Genomic DNA, 18,668 nt, shown 5'->3' with positions numbered 1-18,668 from the left:
CCGTATTTATATTTTAATTACTTGGAAGTTATTAAGAATATCCCCAAAAAATCTTATAATATCTATACCCTTCATCTTTCAAGTTGCTGCTTTGTTGGCTACGTTCACGCACCCCAGTCACATAGTTATCTATGCTCCCGGGGATTCGCTCCCTTGCCGTCGCGATGCATCTTGAAATCCATAGGGTATATACCAAATGGATTTTCTATATTTACACTTCCAATATTGAATTATACTTATGAGTCATCCATACTTTCTACTAGGCGCACAAGTGCCTGGCCATTGTTTAATGAATATCAACGTGGTCTAACCTTTAATAACTCTTATCACTTGGTGTGGAGCATTCTATGGATGTTTGTTCAAGTTGTAATTGTTCCTTTCATGATTCAATTGTTGCGCAAGTAGAAGGTAAGATCTACAAAAGTTGCCCATCTTGCTCGGCCTCAATTGGTCAACATGTTTTCTATCGCTATGAAGACTTTGGCATAAGGGATATGGGTGATGGTTTCCATATCCTTCAGTCTTGTTGTCCTGGTTGTTGTTCGAAAGATGGTCATACGCCAGATGTATGTTTTACCTGCTAAAAGTTACCTTATCTATATCTGCTGGCTATTATGCAAAATAATAATTGCAGGCCAGCAGATATATAAAAATAAATATACTCTTCATCTTTCAAGCTGCTGCTTTGTTGGCTGCTTTCACTTGCCGCCGAGCTGCAAATTGAAATCTATTGAGTATAATAACCCCCATCATTTATTTAAAAACCAGAATATCAATAATATATTTTTTCTTTAATTTTAAAAATCAAAGTGGGAGGCGATATTACAGTATTTAATTAAAATATCTCAGCAGATAAGAAATAATTATAAGCTGCATAAAGAACTACAAAATTAAAATAACTTCTGTAAACCACACTCCCCCGGATTAGATTACACTGGCTTAAGCCATCTTGATCATCACCATCCCCAACAGCAATAAGACAATGCCACCCCAGCCTTTACAATTCAATCGCTGATTAAACATAATCCAGCCAGCCGCAACCGTTGCGATAATACCGAAAGCGCCCCACAAAGCATAAGCAATGGAAAGCTCAATTCCCTTCACTGCCTGAGCAAGCGCACTAAACGCCCCAAGGACGGCAACAAGTGAGAAAATACCCATCCAAGGGCGTCTGAATCCATCAGAAAATTTCAGTAAAATATTCGCTACAATTTCTAACACTACAGCAAGAAACAGAAACGCAGCATGCCACCATTCAAATTGTTGCAACATGTTATGCCTCCTTTATTTTACTGTTTTTAGTGGTTGCAGCACTGACCGCCTTACTTGCCATCTGTTTCACTGCTTCAGCTGATTTTTTGACCGCGGCTTTTTTAGTACCGGATTTAATCAGCATAATCCCTGTCACCAACAGAGCCAAACCGCCTACTTTCATCAATGACAGTGATTCATCAAACCACATCACACTAAAAACAGTAATAAAGAGAATGCCAACACCTTCCCACAAAGCATACGCAACGCCCAGTGCAACTTTTTTCACTGCCATTGCCAGCAAGATATAGGATGTGGCGATCATGATATACATAACTGCCATGCCAGCTGAACCGCCGGAAACGCTGGCATGTTTCATCGATAAGGTACCGATAACTTCGGTAACAATTGCCATTGCAAGGAATAACCAATAAATCATTTTCTTTCTCCTGAACATGCAAATACGCACGTCAAGACGCAAGCCATAAATGAGCCAAATCACCTACGTATGAGATGAGAAAAATAAGCTAACGTTTTGACGAAATAGAAACGCCGGTTAAAAACCGGTTAACAGGAGTCAGACGCTACAACGCACCGCACCAGTAATGTTCACTGGATAAAATGGTAGAAAGGAAAAGCACATGGGTGGAACTTTGAAACTTGACGCTTTTGGCGCTGTTCATGATATCTCATTCTTTCATCGCACCGATATTCCGAGCGATATACTAAGAATCCTCATAGTTATGGTATTGATTGTCTTGATACTTCTATCATATTGAATAATAGAAAGCAACTGCTTAATTTTATTCTTTTCTTGTCTGACATCACAAATGAATAAAAAAAGCGGAGCAAATATCAACATGAGCCGATAAGCCAAGCCGCCCATCGTACGGCTTGAGCCTCAATGGAGGGATGTATACCCTTCATCCTTCAAGTTGCTGCTTTGTTGGCTGCTTTCACTCACCCCAGTCACATAGTTATCTATGCTCCTGGGGATTCGTTCACTTGCCGCCGCGCTGCAACTCGAAATTTATTGGGTATATACCCGTTATCTTTCAAGTTGCCTCTTTGTTGGCTGCACTCACTCACCCCGGTCACAGAGTTATCTATGCTCCCGGGGATTCGCTCCCTGGCCGTCGCGATGCATCTTGAAATCCATAAGGTATATATCTCCCTCATTTATCGTCAGTTATTCGAATTCATTCCACGAACGGCCATCACGGGTGATCATAGCAACAGAAGCAACGGGTCCCCACGTTCCCGCCTGATAAGGCTTAGGCGCTTCATTATCCGCCGCCCATGCATTCATAATAGAATCGACCCACTTCCAGGCTTCTTCCACTTCATCACGACGAACGAATAGCGCCTGAATACCACGCATCGCTTCCAGTAATAACCTCTCATAAGCATCCGCTAGCGGAATATGATTAAAAGTTTCAGAGAAACTCAAATCCAACTTAGTTGTTTGCAAACGGTGTTTATGCTCAAGCCCCGGTGCTTTGTTCAGCACTTCAATATCAATACCTTCATCCGGTTGCAGACGAATAGTCAGTTTGTTCTGCGGTAACTGTTGATAAGATTCAGAGAACAAATTCAGTGCCGGTTTCTTGAAATAAACCACCACCTCAGAACATTTAGTTGGCAGGCGCTTACCGGTTCTCAAATAAAAAGGAACCCCAGCCCAACGCCAGTCATCAATATCGACACGGATAGAGACAAAAGTTTCTGTTCTACTAGACTGGTTAGCTCCCTCTTCTTCCAGATAACCCGGTACCTTACTGCCCTGAACAAAACCAGCGGTGTACTGACCGCGCACCGTTTTCTCCCGTACATTTGTGTGATCAATACGGCGCAGAGAACGCAATACTTTCACTTTTTCATCACGGATATGGTCTGTTGTTAAATCTGCCGGAGGAGACATCGCAATCATAGTCAATATTTGTAACAAGTGATTCTGAATCATATCGCGCATCTGCCCGGCCTGATCAAAATAACCCCAACGGCCTTCAATACCGACTTCTTCCGCTACCGTAATTTGTACATGATCAATTGTCCGGTGATCCCAGTTATTCACGAACAAAGAATTGGCAAACCGCAACGCCAACAAATTCAATACCGTTTCTTTACCCAGATAATGATCGATACGATAAACCTGACACTCATTGAAATATTTTGCCACTTCATCATTAATGGCTTTAGATGATTCAAGATCGATCCCTAAAGGCTTTTCCATCACAACCCGGTTTGGCTCTTTATTTAGTCCTGCAAGGCCCAATCCATGACAAACTGAGCCAAAAGTACTTGGTGGCATCGCAAAATAGTGAATTGCAGGCCGATTCTCCCGCTTAAGAATTGCTTTCAGTTTGGCAAAGTCTTCCTTTTGATTAACATCCAGATTGCAAAACGCCAAACGTTCACTCAGTGTTTTCCATAACTCTGGATCTAATTCTTCCGATAAGAAGGTATTTAAAGCTTCTTCAACCACTTTGGTATAAGCCTTTTTATCCCAATCAGCCCGACCGACACCAATAATTCGGGTTTCAGGATGGATATAACCCGCTTTCTCAAGCTGATAAAGGGAAGGTAATAATTTCCGGCGAGCCAAATCCCCTTTAGCACCAAAAATTACTAAATCACAAGCCTGAGCCGTGGAAGTAACCGCCATATTGCATCTCCTTGTTGCGGGATATTGTAATTTTGTTACAGCTTTAGCCGATAATGTACCCTTTTGGCTATAGCACGTAAACAGCTATAGCGAATAACGCTAATCTTCTATTAGCAATAGGTGCTACTGCCACTGAATAATTATATTATTAGGTAATTTTACAACTTATATGAAAGAGAATTACCGATGTGAAAGTTAGACACTTGTCATACTTTTATGAAAAATATTAGATTATTGTGACTTCCTGCTGCCAGCTTCAATTTACTAGTAGTATATTTTCATAAAACTTACATAGATTTCCTTTTTGAATGAAATCGTTAAAACCATAGGTAATTACGTTTTATGAACACACTGGAACGGGTGCAAAACAGTATTGAGTTTTTAAGTAAATCAGAAAAAAAAGTGGCGCAGATAATCCTGGCTTCACCGCAAACGGCAATTCATTCCAGTATCGCAACACTAGCAAAAATGGCGCAAGTCAGTGAGCCAACCGTTAACCGTTTTTGCCGTCGTCTCGAAACCAAAGGTTTCCCCGATTTCAAACTCCATCTGGCCCAAAGCCTTGCCAATGGCACACCCTATGTAAATCGTAATGTTGAAGAAAGCGACACCGTTAGCGCCTATACCAATAAGATATTTGAATCAGTCATGGCGACGCTGGACACAGTAAAAAGTAATTTGGATATTACTGCCATTAACCGAGCAGTCGATTTATTGACTCAAGCGCGGAAAATCTCATTTTTTGGCTTAGGGGCTTCTGCCGCAGTTGCTCATGATGCCATGAATAAATTCTTCCGGTTCAATATTCCAGTTATCTATTTTGATGACATTGTGATGCAACGGATGAGCTGTATTAACAGTACCGAAGGTGACGTAGTCGTGTTGATATCCCATACTGGCAGAACAAAAAGCCTGGTTGAAGCAGCACAACTTGCACGTCAGAATGATGCGACAGTCATCGCAATTACCTCCCGCAACTCCCCTCTTGCCTGCGAAGCAACGCTCTCCATTCTTCTGGATGTCCCAGAAGATACCGATATCTATATGCCAATGGTATCAAGAATCGCTCAATTAACCGTCATTGATGTTCTGGCTACCGGATTTACCCTGCGCCGAGGTACGGCATTCAGAGATAACTTAAAAAAAGTCAAAGAAGCACTACGAAATTCACGCTTTGATAAGATTGGCTTTCCCCCAGCCTGAAGCCTTGTTGTTAGGCTGACTCGCAACGATTGCGCAGTCAGCGATTGTTTATTACTCATTAAGTGCCTGTAAATAATCTGCACTGGTCAGTTTACCAATGTCATCTCCACTTTCTAAACGATATCGTAACCAATCAGTAATCCGTTCCTGTAACTTTCCTTTTGGCGTATCCAGTTTTTCAGCCAATTCACCGTGGTTCTCCCATAGATCACTACTCAGCGCAAATACCAATCCTTGCAGGGCATAAGTAGAACGATGCCAGGCTTGAATCAAATGATGCCCCAGAACAAAAGGCTTATCACTCCTGCTTTGATCACAATTTTCAGGGCGGTAATAAATGTGTGGTTCAGGTGTATCTATCATTAACTCACTTACCGGGGTCAGTAATTCTGACCAATCGCTATCGGTCATTGCCGGTAATAACGGACTGAAAATGCGCGCATCCATTAAGCGAAAAACCACCTGTTTTTCCTGTAAGATCACCAACTGGCGTGAACGCCAGTGATTAAGCTGTTGCGACCATGAGTTATCACTACGATAAGCCCAACCCCAGCTGATATCACTCAATGCTTGACGATCAAGCTGATGAGCAATCATTGACAAGCAGCCTGACTTTGGCTGAACTAGCCAAGGGCTTTGCGCCAAAAGGTGATTCATCTGAGTATCACTATATAAAGGAAACGCCTGTTCAACCCAATCCTGAGTGTAAAAGAGATCAACCGGATCAGGCTGGGCCAGCGAATTCAGCATAAAGAAAACGGGCGATTTATTGGGGGCAGTCAACCACTGTTGCCAGCTCATAGCTATATTCATATATCCTCCTGTTGATTGATAACCCAGTTAGCTTCCCGTTGAGCCAGCAAAGCACAAGACGGTTTGGCCGGGAATTTAATATCCAGCAGCGGCTCTACACCGTCCGGCAGTTGCAGAGACAGCCCACGCCCCGTACCGGCAGAACCCTGCCCGACAGATAAATTCGCGGAAGTCAGAATACCGCCGGGAGTTAGCCGTATAAAACTACCACCTACTTTTAACGTGATTTCTGACCCAGCTTCTAGCACAATTTTGCCCCCGCTTTTTAAATGTATCTCCTGACCACTTTCAGCGACTAGTGCATCCCCAGCTTGTAAATACTGACTACCGGTAATACGGTGTGACACGTTACCATCAGTGCTGTGCTTAATTGAACCGGTGATTTTCTGGTGATCATCGGCACCGATTTCACTGTAACGACTGTTATCGATCCGCTGCTTATGATCGTGTTTGATATGCCAGTAAGCATCGTGTTCAATATGCGCGGTCAGGTCTTTTTGCCCGTGTAGATAAATCTCTTCCCGATCTTTTTCATCCTCAAACCGTAGTTCATTAAAACCCTCCCCTTTGTGAGTCTGGGTTTTAAAAGTGGTTCGGGTTTTTTCGGCAGGTAAATCCAGCGGTGGACGATTCAGACCATTGTAGGTACAGCCGGTGACAATTGGGCGATCAATATCGCCATTTAGATAGGAAACAATGACTTCCTGACCAATACGGGGGATCGCCATAAAACCGTAGCCGCTGCCATTCCAGCCCTGTGTGAACCGTACCCAGCAGGATGCGCTGTCATCGGCCTCATCGTAGCGATTCCAGTGGAAATGGATACGGATACAGCCATCCTCATTGACATAAATCTCTTCCTCTGCCGGACCAACCACGGTCGCCACTTCCTTACCATCGGCCAGCGGTTTGTAATAATATGGCGGTCGCCAGTCATCATAGCCGGAAATAAAACTGAACTCGTTTGAAAAGAAGGTTCCTTGTTCCCCATAGGCTTCCTGTAACACCTGTGGACACCGGCCATAATGACGAATGGTAATGATTTGCCAGCGATCATTCATCGCATCAACCGGATGTTCGCTCATCTCAAAGATTTTACCGGGCATCAATTGAAAACAGTTACTTTGCCCGCTGCCGGTCTGACGTTGATTTTGGTATTCCTGTTGACGGTGGCGGACAAAGGGTTTTGCTTCAGCATCTTTCTGAAAACGGCCATAGCTTTCAAAGATTGTGAACAACGTTTCCTGTCCGTAAATATCGGGATTGATATCAGCCCGGTGCATCAGGCGGTAATCGGGATTGCGGGGATTACGGTCTTTATAAATCACCCGTTGCGGCGTCATGGAAACCCCCAGATGGATCTGATTAATGACATTCATTTCGGTAGCCTGCCGTATCTGAGGGTTATAGACCAGCGGTGGTGTGGCCATCATCCCCAAATGGCTGTCACTAAAAAATAATTTGTCATCTTCAAACCAGAAACTCAGCCCTTCTTCTGCTGCTAACCGGGTAAAAAATTCATAATCGGACTCGCGTTTCTGCGTCACATACTCACGCGTGAGATGTGACGAATCCAGTTGAGAATCAGACAAAACACGGTGTTTTTGCAACAGGCTGTTAAGGATTTGCGGGATACTTTGCTGATGGTAAATCCGGCTGTCCTGATTAAGCGTTAGCCGCCAGAGTGCAGGCCGGACGATAAGAAAGTAAGTTGTTTGATGGGCATCGGTATTACCCCGTTCGGCCCGTGCAATCACACCGCTGACCTGACGCTGCTCAACATCATTAAAAACAACCCGGAATTTCACCGACTGGAGTAACAATGATTCCAAATCAATATCTGCCCGTTTACTGACTAAGGTTAAACTCAGAATAAACAGTTGGGACAATTCTTCCTGCAAAGAAAACTCGGCTACAGCAAATGTTTTCTCTGGCAAATCGGTAACATGACAGAGAAAATGTAATCCATCGTTCATATGGACTCCTTATTTATAAAGTTGATATTTATATTTAAACAAATCAGTGATAAGACCTTTTCAGCATTATTTTATTTTCCAATAGTCAATAGAATCTCTGTTAATATCCATCCGGCCATCTTTCAATACCGGCAAGTATTTTTTTGTATTTATCATGGTAGATTGTCCTCAATATCTACAGCGTTATCTATATGAGTGTCAAGGTCATCTTTCCCCATTTATTTTACTGGCGGTTTTGGTGCCGTTATTTTCCAGTAATCTATTGATTGCCGATTCAGATCAATTCGCCCATTGGGATATTCAACCCATTCCTTCCCTTTAGTAATAGTGATTTTCGGCATTTTGGTTTCATCCAGCTTAGGCTTATAAATAATTTTCCATTCCGCTCCTGGAGTTAACTTCAGCCGAAAAGGACGCATACCCAATTCACCTTGTAAAAATATACTTTTAGGAAAATTCACAGATAATTCTAAAACAGGGTAAATAACCGGGCTATAATCTATGGTATTCAATGCCGCTGTTTCACTAAGATTTGTTTGGATCGCATCGTTGATAAATGCGGTTAAACCTGTTCCTCCTCCTCCGTCATATAGAGCCGCATCTTTCACCAAGTGGCTAACATCGGTATAACTCACTGACACAAAAGCCCGGTCAATTTTCCATTTGCACCTGCCCCCACCATTAAAGGGTAACTTCGCTTGAAAGTAACCGGTTTGCGGATCAGCCTTCACATCCAGACGCAATCCGTGATGGGTCGGCACCTTATAAGACGACATATCCGCATGCCACTGAGATTTAAGGCAGTCTTTTGATGTATATACAGCGGACACATAGGGTTTTGTATATTTCGGCGCAACTCCTTCCACTGTTATCCACTGATTATCCTTCGGGGGCGAAAGTGGTTCATTCGGATCAGCACAACCCGATATGAATATGGCTAACAATACCGGCAAGTATTTTTTTGTATTTATCATGGTAGATTGTCCTCAATATCTACAGCGTTATCTATATGAGTGTCAAAGTGTCAAGGTCATCCTTCCCCATTTATTTTACTGGCGGTTTTGGTGCCGTTATTTTCCAGTAATCTATTGATTGCCGATTCAGATCAATTCGCCCATTGGGATATTCAACCCACTCGCCCTTACCGTCAGTCACGGTAATTTTCGGCATTTTGGTTTCATCCAGTTTAGGTTTAAAGGTAATTTTCCATTCGGCTCCCGGAATCAACGTTAATCGAAAGGGACGCACTCTTAATTCCCCCTGCAAGAATATTCTTTTCGGGAATTTTTCAACCATCTTCAATACAGGGTAAATAGTGGGACTATAATCAATGGTATTCAATGCCGCTGTTTCGCTAAGATTCGTTTGAACTGCATCGTTGATAAACGCGGTTAACCCTGTTCCTCCCCCTCCTTCATATATCACAACATCTTTCATCAAATGGCTAACATCGGTATAACCCACGTTCACAAAGGCCCGATCAATTTTCCATTTGCACCTGCCCCCACCATTAAAGGGTAACTTCGCTTGAAAGTAACCGGTTTGCGGATCAGCCTTCACATCCAGACGCAATCCGTGATGGGTCGGCACCTTATAAGACGACATATCCGCATGCCACTGAGATTTAAGGCAGTCTTTTGATGTATATACAGCGGACACATAGGGTTTTGTATATTTCGGCGCAACTCCTTCCACTGTTATCCACTGATTATCCTTCGGGGGCGAAAGTGGTTCATTCGGATCTGCACAGCCCGATATGAATATGGCTAATAATATCAGTAAGTATTTTTTTATATTTATCATGGTAGATTGTCCTCAATCCCAACAGCATTTTCTGCATAGCGCGTTAAAGCCAATAAGCCCTGTTTATCCTGTTGAGTACAAATCAGTGCCTGCTTTAACTGATGGTCCATCTGTAAAAATAAGGTATCGCGTTGTCGAATATCCGATACAATATCGCTCCTTTCATTCAGCACTTTTTCAAATAATTGTTCCTGATCCCGGAAAAAATGATATTTCTCTGGTATAACCAGTTCTGCCAGTCTTGCACCAATATAGCGAGCATATTTCAACGAACTGTGATCAGGAAAACCCAGTGCATCTTTTAAAGTCGGGTTTTCATTCAGCGGAAACCATTTAGCCTTATCTGCCTCACTGATTTGTTGAAAAAATCTTTTCTGAATATTCCCAGCCTCTTTCAGATTATTTTCTGTTTCAGGGTTGAGTGATGGAATTAAATATAATTTTGTTTTAGTGGGTAAGGTAGTTCTGAGCCGTACATGATTACTTGGGTTGCGCTCTTCCAGCCATTCAATGACCAGCGTGATTTTACAAAAATGGACTATTTTTCCATGATGCAGATAAACTTCTCCGCGGTCAGTAAAATCCAGCAATTCAATGGGGCTAAACAGATAGCCTAACGGTCCCCAACAATTATAAAGCCAGTTATCCAAACTTTTTTCTGGCGGTACGGCAGGGACCGGATCATCTTCATTCACATGACGGTAATGGGTAATAGCAACCAGTTCCTGTACTGCACTGCGCGTTAAGGTTCGCGGCATCCCATAGCTGTAAAGGCAGGGATTATGTTCTTTCAGCTGTGCGCTATGCAGCAATGCCAATGCTCCCCCCAAGCTATGCCCGCAAATAAATAACCGTTTGTTTGTAACCAAATTCATGATGTCGTGGGATACTGACGTAATTCCCGTTTTATCACTAAGGATTGCTATTTTTTCAACCAAACTAAATGCTTCCCAAAACCCTTTATGCACTTTGCCGCTGTGAATAAATCCGCTGCACAGGGCTTTTTCATCGCAATCTAACCCCAAAGGCTGGTACGTCGCATCTGTAATGGCATCCGTCATGCTGGCCGTACCCTTCCAACTTACAACTACATCATACGGGCTGGCTACATAAAACAGCTGAGTATTCCCCCCTACACCATCAACATTTGATGAATCAATAAACTCCACCCGGGTATAACGTTCACTAAACGGCACATCGTAAACAATCGGGGTTGCCGACAATGTCTCTACCTTATTAGGCAGTTTCGAAACATCCACCATCTGCCGGTTAAAAAAGTGAGGCACTGAACCTTCTACGTTGATATCCCCGCCCGCATAAGCCAATACGCTCATCAAACATTGGTTATAGGCATTCACAATGGAATACTCTTTTTGATGGTGCAATTGCAAAACCCAGGCCCGGAAGGGGCACACTTCCAGTACATACCGCCGATTTAATGGATGAACTTCAAAGCCCTTTGGCTCTGGATCTGGGAAATGATAGGGCGGTGGAATTTTTTTAGGATCATTCCAGTCATCAAGCACCGGCAAACCATCGCTAATTTGCCCAATTGTCACATAACGGTATTGGTGACCTTCCGCTTCGGCTTTTGGTTTCACCACCGAGGCCTCTTCACCGCGTTTTTCCCGTAACGGATGTCTCTCCATCTCATTCGCCAGCTCCTGAGCACCGATATACAACGTCACCGGATGGGGTGGAAAGGTTTCTTCCCTGATCATACCAAAACCATCCGTTACCCCCCGACGTTCATCTTGCGGATTTCCCCGACTTCTCAACCGGTAAGGCATATTCACGATCGGCTCGCCTTGCTCATCCACCAATTGGAACTCTACCCAGTGTTTCAGAATATTCTGACAGTCTATACAATCCAATGGACCTAATTTGCTCATCAATATCACTCCCGTTTCTTCTTTGCCACTACATACAGAAATGCAACCCATGCATGAGATCTTGAAAATCCCACAGGACTTCTTTCGTATGGTCATCAATCACTGTCATCACCAGAAACGTTTCCATGCTGATAAAAAACGTCATCAAACGGGTCATCAACACACTGAATTGATACATCTCTCCCTCATTGGTATAACAATCGGGGTTAAGTGTCAGGATCAATTTAGAACCCCGGACAGGAATGCCTCTATCCAAGCGATCTATCGGGATGTGTTCCAATCGGACAATGCCATTAATGTGCTCTCGCAGACGCTTACTCATCAACCGGTCCGCTGAGAAATCAAATACCCTCAAAAAGTCCTGTACGGAGTGAGTCTTGAACATCATCCAAGGCGAACAGGAAAAACCGGAAAATAACGGCCAGGCCGATCTGTCTTCGGTCATTGACGGATAGCAGGCAGAAACAGGCGTGATATTGCGAACAGTCAGTGCGGTGGTGTTTTCCCCCGGCCGGTTAATATCCCCGATATCCAGATTAGCAGCTTGCTGACGGTAGCCGGTGAACTGACAAAAAATGGACTGCGACGGCAGATGATTTGCCCGCTCACCATGACAGTCATAGAAATTCAGCTCATGCCGTGTGCGCTGCAAAATGTCACATTCCGTACTCAGCTGATAATAATAAAGAAACTCAGCATCCGGTAGAAAATGGCTGATTGGACTAAATTGTTCAATCGGTAAATATCGGCAGGGTTGCCCGCGCGCCTGATGCTTTGGCTCCGTCGACATATAAACGTGATTCAACTTAAACAGTCGTTCGTCCGCACGCAGTGGAATTTCATAGTGGCTGGATTCACTGTTTATCGGAATAGCGACACTGGTCATCTGTTCCAGCTGTCTTACCGGAGCACAGCCCAGCAAAAAAGCTTGAGAAATATCGCTCAGTGTCAGGTTGCCTTCAAATCGCAAAATCAACTGGAATGTCTGATCCTTATTCAATGTCACTGACCGACAGCCATTTTGGATATTAATCGTCACAAAATCATGCACATGAGGCAGATAATAATACTCCATTATCAGTTGCAGAACAGAAAATCGATCAATTTTTGGGGACGGCAGAATGGGAACTTGTCGCTCTGTTCCCCACAACGCGGATACCGGGTAACTATCGCGAAGCGTGATAGTCTTATCTTGTGTTCGCAACTGGACATCACATAAATAATAGTCAATCCACAAGGCTAACTGTGCAGCCTGTTGGCGATCACTACCCAAAAAGAAATCCAGTGGCTGGCTTTGCCAAGCAGCTGTATTACCTGAATAATGCAATGTTAAGGTTATCTCACTGTAATCCTCGGTCGTGCTCAGTTGCCGGTCAATCACCGTCAGCGGCTCGATATGCACAGGGCAGCAGGTTTCAAATTGTATTTCCTGCTGTTCTCTGGCCGCAAAAACCGGCGTACCTGCCGGCAGAGTCATGGCCCCCAGATAGTTTTTATTTTTCCCTGTTGGCAAAAATTGCACCACACTAGTAGGCGGTAACGGGCACATAGCCATTGGCCAAACACGCGCCAGCATCCCCAGCGTAATTTCTGGAAAGTCATCGTCGATAACATAACGAAGACGAGAGGTTAACAGCGCAAAGCCCTGTATCAGTCGTTCAGCATCCGGATCACCGGCCCCCTCAGAGATAAAATTCGCCAGATGGGGAGATTCTTTGACTATTTCCCGCGCCAATTGCCTCATATATACCCAATAGATTTCAAGTTGCAGCGCGGCGGCAAATGAACGCATCCCCAGGAGCATAGATAACTATGTGACTGGGGTAAGTGAAAGCAGCCAACAAAGCAGCAACTTGAAAGATGAAGGGTATAATTCAGTTCCTGTAAGTAAAGCGATAATTTTCTGTTCATCATTCCTCAACCTTTATATGTCTCACCGAAGTACGTAGCGTATAAAAATAGAGGCTACCCCGTTCTCATCCCCGTAAGAACGGGGAACAGTGGCTAAAATAAATCGAATTACCACTTCATCTAAGGTTCATCTCCGTAGATACAGAGAACATATGACTGAATACTATGTAGGATAGAAATAATTAAAGTTTACCCGGTGACATAATAGAGCAAAATATCATCCATCGTTCATTATGAATAATTAACTACTGTAGGCAGATATTCATTGTCAAGTTATTTTATTTCTCCTGATACTTTATATACCGATATTCGGCTCCTAGGGTTAATTTCAATCGAAAAGGATTATGTATCTACCTAGCGCCTCCCCTGCCACTGTAATCCACTGATTATCCTTCGGGGCGAAAGTGGTTCATTCGGATCTGCACAGCCCGATATGAATATGACTAACAATACCGGGAAGTATTTTTTTGTATTTATCATGATTAGCGCTCTTTAATCCTCATAACGTCATCAATATAACGATTACCCTGTTTATTCTGTTTGATGTGAATAAACAGGACGCTATTCTGGTGACATTACTTTATGTAACGGGTATCTACCATTTGAGTCTTGGTTTCAATATGCCCATTGGGATACTCAACCCATTCCTTCTCTTTAGTCACAGTGATCTTCGGCATTTTGGTTTCATCCAGCTTAGGCTTAAAGGTAATTTTCCATTCCGCTCCCGGAATTAACGTTAATCGAAAGGGACGCACTCTTAATTCCCCCTGCAAGAATATTCTTTTCGGGAGATTTTCAACCATCTTCAATACAGGGTAAATAGTGGGACTATAATCAATGGTATTCAATGCCGCCGTTTCGCTAAGATTCGTTTGAACTGCATCGTTGATAAACGCGGTTAACCCCGTTCCTCCCCCTCCTTCATATATCACAACATCTTTCATCAAATGACTAACATCGGTATAACCCACGTTCACAAAGGCCCGATCAATTTTCCATTTGCACCGGCCCCCGCCATTAAAGGGTAACTTCGCCTGAAAGTAACCCGTTTGCGGATCTGCCTTCACATCCAGACGCAATCCGTGATGGGTCGGCACCTTATAAGACGACATATCCGCATGCCACTGAGATTTAAGGCAGTCTTTTGATGTATATACAGCGGACACATAGGGTTTTGTATATTTCGGTGCCACTCCTTCCACCGTTATCCACTGATTATCTTTCGGGGGCGAAAGCGGTTCATTCGGATCTGCACAGCTCGATATGAATATGACTAACAATACCGGGAAGTATTTTTTTATATTTATCATGGTAGATTGTCCTCAATCCCAACAGCATTTTCTGCATACCGCGTTAAAGCCAATAAGCCTTGTTTATCCTGTTGAGTGCAAATTAACGCTTGTTTCAACTGGTGATCCATCTGTAAAAACAAGGTATCGCGTTGTCGAATATCCGCAACAATATCGGTCCTTTCATTCAGCACTTTTTCAAATAATTGTTCCTGATCGCGGAAAAAATGGTATTTCTCCGGTGCAACCAGTTCTGCTAATCGTGCACCAACGTAACGGGCATATTTCAGCGAACTGTGATCAGGAAAACCCAGCGCATCCTTTAAAGTCGGGTTTTCATTTAGTGGAAACCATTTTGCTTTATCCGCCTCACTTATTTGTTGGAAAAGTTTCTTCTGAATATTCCCAGCATCCTGCAAGTTCTTTTCCGTTTCATGGTTTAGTGACGGGATTAAATACAATTTTGTTTTGGTCGGTAAGGTAGTTCTGAGTCGCACATGATTGCTTGGGTTGCGCTCTTCCAACCATTCAATGACCAGAGTGATTTTACAAAAATGGACTATTTTTCCATGATGCAGATAAACTTCCCCGCTGTCAGTAAAATCCAGCAACTCAACGGGAGTGAACAAATAGCCTAACGGTCCCCAACAATTATAAAGCCAGTTATCCAAGCTTTTTTCTGGCGGTACGGCAGGGACCGGATCATCTTCATTCACATGGCGGTAGTGGGTAATAGCTGCCAGTTCCTGTACTGCACTGCGCGTTAAGGTTCGCGGCATCCCATAGCTGTAAAGACAAGGATTATATTCTTTCAATTGTGCGCTATGTAGTAATGCCAGTGCGCCACCTAAACTGTGGCCGCAAATAAATAACCTTTTGCTTGCGGCCAAATCCAGAATATCCTTGAAAACGGCTGTAATACCATCACTAGGGATTGTCAGCTTCCCAACCAAACTAAATGCTTCCCAAAACCCTTTATGCACTTTGCCGCTGTGAATAAATCCGCTGCACAGGGCTTTTTCATCGCAATCTAACCCCAAAGGCTGGTACGTCGCATCTGTAATGGCATCCGTCATGCTGGCCGTACCCTTCCAACTCACAACTGCATCATACGGGCTGGCTACATAAAACAGCTGAGTATTCCCCCCTACACCATCAACATTTGATGAATCAATAAACTCCACCCGGGTATAACGTTCACTAAACGGCACATCGTAAACAATCGGGGTTGCCGACAATGTCTCTACCTTATTGGGCAACTTCGAAACATCCACCATCTGCCGGTTAAAAAAGTGAGGCACTGAACCTTCTACGTTGATATCCCCGCCCGCATAAGCCAATACGCTCATCAAACACTGGTTATAAGCATTCACAATGGAATACTCTTTTTGATGGTGCAATTATAAAACCCAGGCCCGGAAGGGACACACTTCCAGTACATACCGCCGATTTAATGGATGAACTTCAAAGCCTTTTGGCTCCGGGTCCGGAAAATGATAAAGAGGTGGGAGATTGTTGGGATCATGCCAATCCTTAATCATCGGCAAACCATCACTAATTTGCCCTATCGTCACATAACGGTATTGATGACCTTCCGCTTCGGCTTTTGGTTTCACCACCGATGCCTCTTCACCGCGTTTTTCCCGCAACGGATGCCTCTCCATCTCATTCGCCAGCTCCTGAGCACCGATATACAACGTCACCGGATGGGGTGGAAAGGTTTCTTCCCTGATCATACCAAAACCATCCGTTATCCCCCGACGTTCATCTTGCGGATTTCCCCGACTTCTCAACCGGTAAGGCATATTCACAATCGGCTCGCCTTGCTCATCCACTAGCTGGAACTCTATCCAGTGTTTCAGTATGTTCGCACAGTCAATACAATCCAATGGACCTAATTTACTCATCAATATCACACCTCTTTCTTTGAATTGCGATTACACCCAAAAATACAAGCGGTTCTCATTCCCATAAACACAGGTAAATAACCATGACAGTCAATCGAATGACCACGCTGTTATTCTTGGTTCATCTCCGTAGATACGAAGAACAGGTAATTAGGATTATTAGGATTATTAGGATAGAAAACGTTAGGATTTACCCGGTGACATAACAGGGCGATAATCCATTGTTCATTCTTTCTCCTTACTGTGTTTAATAGAGCTGGTAGATAACCTTTGTCAAGTTATTTTATTTTCCAGTCATCAATAGAACTGTTATTGGTTTTCATTTGACCCTCAATATATTCAACTATACCCTTCATCTTAATAGCAAGCATTTAAGCATTTAAGCATTTAAGCATTTAAGCATTTAAGCATTTAAGCATTTAAGCATTTAAGCATTTAAGCATTTAAGCATTTAAGCATTTAAGCATTTAAGCATTTAAGCATTTAAGCATTTAAGCATTTAAGCATTTAAGCATTTAAGCATTTAAGCATTTAAGCATTTAAGCATTTAAGCATTTAAGCATTTAAGTATTTAAGTATTTAAGTATTTAAGTATTTAAGTATTTAAGTATTTAAGTATTTAAGTATTTAAGTATTTAAGTATTTAAGTATTTAAGTATTTAAGTATTTAAGTATTTAAGTATTTAAGTATTTAAGTATTTAAGTATTTAAGTATTTAAGTATTTAAGTATTTAAGTATTTAAGTATTTAAGTATTTAAGTATTTAAGTATTTAAGTATTTAAGTATTTAAGTATTATAAAATACAACACTTAAAAAAACATTACAAAATAACTGCCGGCCATTTAATTATGGAAAATAAAGCAGTCGATTACCAAAACTTTGCAGAAGCCAGCTGAGCAATAACCCAAAATATCATGGGTTATTACAGCCAGCTCCGACTCATCTATACTCTTCATCTTTCAAGCTGCTGCTTTGTTGGCTGCGTTCACTTACCCCAGTCACATAGTTATCTATGCTCCTGGGGATGCGTTCACTTGCCGCCGCGCTGCAACTTGAAATCTATTGAGTATAAAAAGATTTAATAAGTGTAAAAACCCCTGCCGGATTTACGCCCCAAGTGACCCGCGTCAACCATTGTCCGCATCAGTGGACAAACCCGGTATTTTGAATCCTGAAACATTTGGTAGAGCACATCGAGGGAATTTACTACCGTGTCGATACCAATCAGGTCCGCCGTTTCGAGCAGGCCCATTTTATGGCCGAAGCATTCTTTAAATATGGCATCCACGTCCGCAGGTTGAGCTATGCCGTCCTGTATGGTGAAAGCGGCTTCATTCATGAATAAATGGGAAATCCGGTTAGAGACGAAACCGGGGCCATCCTTCACTACGACAGCCTTTTTACCCAACATCCCCAAGCTTTCCAAACACCGATCTTTGGTCTGTTCGGAAGTGTTCAGCCCGACAATAACTTCTACGGTATGCTTCAGATAAACCGGATTCATAAAATGTACGCCAATCACCTGAGAAGGGGTTTTATGGAACGAACCCAGTTTAGTGATAGGAATGCAGGAGGTATTCGCTGCTAACACAGCATCAGGCGCGACAAACTCAGACATACGCGCATATAACGATTGTTTAAGCTCTATGTTTTCCGTGATGTTTTCCACCACAAATGCACAATCGGACACGGCTTGCAAATCCTGCGACCAGACGATGTTGAGCAGCATCTCCTCGGGGGTTTTTCCTTTAGCTAGCGGGCTGAACAAAGGAGCATAGCCGGCGGTTTCTGTGATACGTTCCCTACTCTGCTCGCAAGAGAGCGCGTCTTTTTCGATAACAACCACATCATGCCCCCACAGAGCGCAATCAAAAGCAAGACTGGAACCAATATTTCCGCCGCCAATCACGGCTATTTTAAGTTTTGACATAGTGACTACTTTCTTATTGAGTTTTAA

At 43.0% G+C, this 18,668-nt stretch carries 13 protein-coding genes and 1 pseudogene; 2 read left to right on the top strand and 12 right to left on the bottom strand.

Features of this window, described 5'->3' with window-relative positions:
• Positions 1-939: 939 nt before the first annotated feature.
• The 3 genes from mdtI to zwf all read right to left on the bottom strand — a co-directional run bounded on the left by mdtI (position 940) and on the right by zwf (position 3,916).
• Complete coding sequence (gene mdtI / locus BDD30_RS18885; RefSeq protein ID WP_015834577.1) at positions 940-1,272, bottom strand: multidrug/spermidine efflux SMR transporter subunit MdtI; 333 nt, start codon at positions 1,270-1,272, stop codon at positions 940-942.
• 1 nt (position 1,273) lies between these two features.
• Positions 1,274-1,690 carry a multidrug/spermidine efflux SMR transporter subunit MdtJ gene (mdtJ, locus tag BDD30_RS18880; protein ID WP_015834578.1) on the bottom strand — a complete coding sequence of 139 codons (417 nt, stop codon included), beginning with the start codon at positions 1,688-1,690 and terminating at the stop codon, positions 1,274-1,276.
• 750 nt (positions 1,691-2,440) lie between these two features.
• On the bottom strand, positions 2,441-3,916 hold the full coding sequence (zwf, locus tag BDD30_RS18875; protein ID WP_015834579.1) for a glucose-6-phosphate dehydrogenase: 1,476 nt from the start codon (positions 3,914-3,916) through the stop codon (positions 2,441-2,443).
• A gap of 342 nt (positions 3,917-4,258) precedes the next feature.
• Here zwf and BDD30_RS18870 point away from each other — a divergent pair, with 342 nt between their 5' ends.
• Positions 4,259-5,119 carry a MurR/RpiR family transcriptional regulator gene (locus BDD30_RS18870; protein WP_015834580.1) on the top strand — a complete coding sequence of 287 codons (861 nt, stop codon included), beginning with the start codon at positions 4,259-4,261 and terminating at the stop codon, positions 5,117-5,119.
• 51 nt (positions 5,120-5,170) lie between these two features.
• Here BDD30_RS18870 and BDD30_RS18865 read toward each other — a convergent pair whose 3' ends face one another.
• The 6 genes from BDD30_RS18865 to BDD30_RS18840 all read right to left on the bottom strand — a co-directional run bounded on the left by BDD30_RS18865 (position 5,171) and on the right by BDD30_RS18840 (position 13,395).
• On the bottom strand, positions 5,171-5,932 hold the full coding sequence (locus tag BDD30_RS18865) for a DUF4123 domain-containing protein (protein WP_015834581.1): 762 nt from the start codon (positions 5,930-5,932) through the stop codon (positions 5,171-5,173).
• Complete coding sequence (locus BDD30_RS18860; protein ID WP_015834582.1) at positions 5,929-7,908, bottom strand: type VI secretion system Vgr family protein; 1,980 nt, start codon at positions 7,906-7,908, stop codon at positions 5,929-5,931. The genes BDD30_RS18865 and BDD30_RS18860 overlap by 4 nt, the downstream gene beginning before the upstream one ends.
• Before the next feature lie 218 nt (positions 7,909-8,126).
• Positions 8,127-8,882 (bottom strand): hypothetical protein, encoded by a 756-nt coding sequence (locus BDD30_RS18855; RefSeq protein ID WP_015834583.1) that lies wholly within the window; start codon positions 8,880-8,882, stop codon positions 8,127-8,129.
• 70 nt (positions 8,883-8,952) lie between these two features.
• Positions 8,953-9,711: a hypothetical protein gene (locus BDD30_RS18850; protein WP_015834584.1), complete on the bottom strand. Its 759-nt coding sequence runs from the start codon at positions 9,709-9,711 to the stop codon at positions 8,953-8,955.
• Positions 9,708-11,603 (bottom strand): lipase family protein, encoded by a 1,896-nt coding sequence (locus BDD30_RS18845; RefSeq protein WP_015834585.1) that lies wholly within the window; start codon positions 11,601-11,603, stop codon positions 9,708-9,710. Before BDD30_RS18845 ends, BDD30_RS18850 begins: the two co-directional genes overlap by 4 nt.
• 28 nt (positions 11,604-11,631) lie before the next feature.
• A complete protein-coding gene (locus tag BDD30_RS18840) occupies positions 11,632-13,395 on the bottom strand; it encodes a type VI secretion system baseplate subunit TssF (RefSeq protein ID WP_041381912.1) in 1,764 nt (587 codons plus the stop codon).
• Between the two features lie 22 nt (positions 13,396-13,417).
• Here BDD30_RS18840 and BDD30_RS24805 point away from each other — a divergent pair, with 22 nt between their 5' ends.
• On the top strand, positions 13,418-13,552 hold the full coding sequence (locus BDD30_RS24805) for a hypothetical protein (protein ID WP_282958053.1): 135 nt from the start codon (positions 13,418-13,420) through the stop codon (positions 13,550-13,552).
• Between the two features lie 537 nt (positions 13,553-14,089).
• Here the strand turns inward: BDD30_RS24805 and BDD30_RS18835 are convergent.
• From BDD30_RS18835 to BDD30_RS18825, 3 genes and pseudogenes are all read right to left on the bottom strand, one after another.
• The gene (locus tag BDD30_RS18835) at positions 14,090-14,824 is read right to left on the bottom strand and encodes a hypothetical protein (protein WP_015834587.1); all 735 of its coding nucleotides are present in this window, start codon (positions 14,822-14,824) and stop codon (positions 14,090-14,092) included.
• Positions 14,821-16,710, bottom strand: a pseudogene (locus BDD30_RS18830) (lipase family protein). Before BDD30_RS18830 ends, BDD30_RS18835 begins: the two are co-directional and overlap by 4 nt.
• A gap of 1,079 nt (positions 16,711-17,789) precedes the next feature.
• The gene (locus BDD30_RS18825; protein ID WP_015834590.1) at positions 17,790-18,641 is read right to left on the bottom strand and encodes a 3-hydroxyacyl-CoA dehydrogenase family protein; all 852 of its coding nucleotides are present in this window, start codon (positions 18,639-18,641) and stop codon (positions 17,790-17,792) included.
• Positions 18,642-18,668: the final 27 nt, after the last annotated feature.

The organism is Photorhabdus asymbiotica, assembly GCF_003634575.1.
Lineage (GTDB): Bacteria > Pseudomonadota > Gammaproteobacteria > Enterobacterales > Enterobacteriaceae > Photorhabdus > Photorhabdus asymbiotica.
Note: the sequence above shows the minus strand (reverse complement) of the source record. Positions and strands in the feature narration are given on the sequence as shown.

Coding starts and splice junctions, on each gene's coding strand:
- zwf (WP_015834579.1), bottom strand. CDS start 3,916: ATGGCGGTTACTTCCACGGCTCAGGCTTGTGATTTAGTAATTTTTGGT.
- BDD30_RS18825 (WP_015834590.1), bottom strand. CDS start 18,641: ATGTCAAAACTTAAAATAGCCGTGATTGGCGGCGGAAATATTGGTTCC.
- BDD30_RS18855 (WP_015834583.1), bottom strand. CDS start 8,882: ATGATAAATACAAAAAAATACTTGCCGGTATTGTTAGCCATATTCATA.
- BDD30_RS18835 (WP_015834587.1), bottom strand. CDS start 14,824: ATGATAAATATAAAAAAATACTTCCCGGTATTGTTAGTCATATTCATA.
- BDD30_RS18870 (WP_015834580.1), top strand. CDS start 4,259: ATGAACACACTGGAACGGGTGCAAAACAGTATTGAGTTTTTAAGTAAA.
- BDD30_RS18860 (WP_015834582.1), bottom strand. CDS start 7,908: ATGAACGATGGATTACATTTTCTCTGTCATGTTACCGATTTGCCAGAG.
- BDD30_RS18850 (WP_015834584.1), bottom strand. CDS start 9,711: ATGATAAATATAAAAAAATACTTACTGATATTATTAGCCATATTCATA.
- BDD30_RS18865 (WP_015834581.1), bottom strand. CDS start 5,932: ATGAATATAGCTATGAGCTGGCAACAGTGGTTGACTGCCCCCAATAAA.
- mdtI (WP_015834577.1), bottom strand. CDS start 1,272: ATGTTGCAACAATTTGAATGGTGGCATGCTGCGTTTCTGTTTCTTGCT.
- mdtJ (WP_015834578.1), bottom strand. CDS start 1,690: ATGATTTATTGGTTATTCCTTGCAATGGCAATTGTTACCGAAGTTATC.
- BDD30_RS18840 (WP_041381912.1), bottom strand. CDS start 13,395: ATGCGTTCATTTGCCGCCGCGCTGCAACTTGAAATCTATTGGGTATAT.
- BDD30_RS18845 (WP_015834585.1), bottom strand. CDS start 11,603: ATGAGCAAATTAGGTCCATTGGATTGTATAGACTGTCAGAATATTCTG.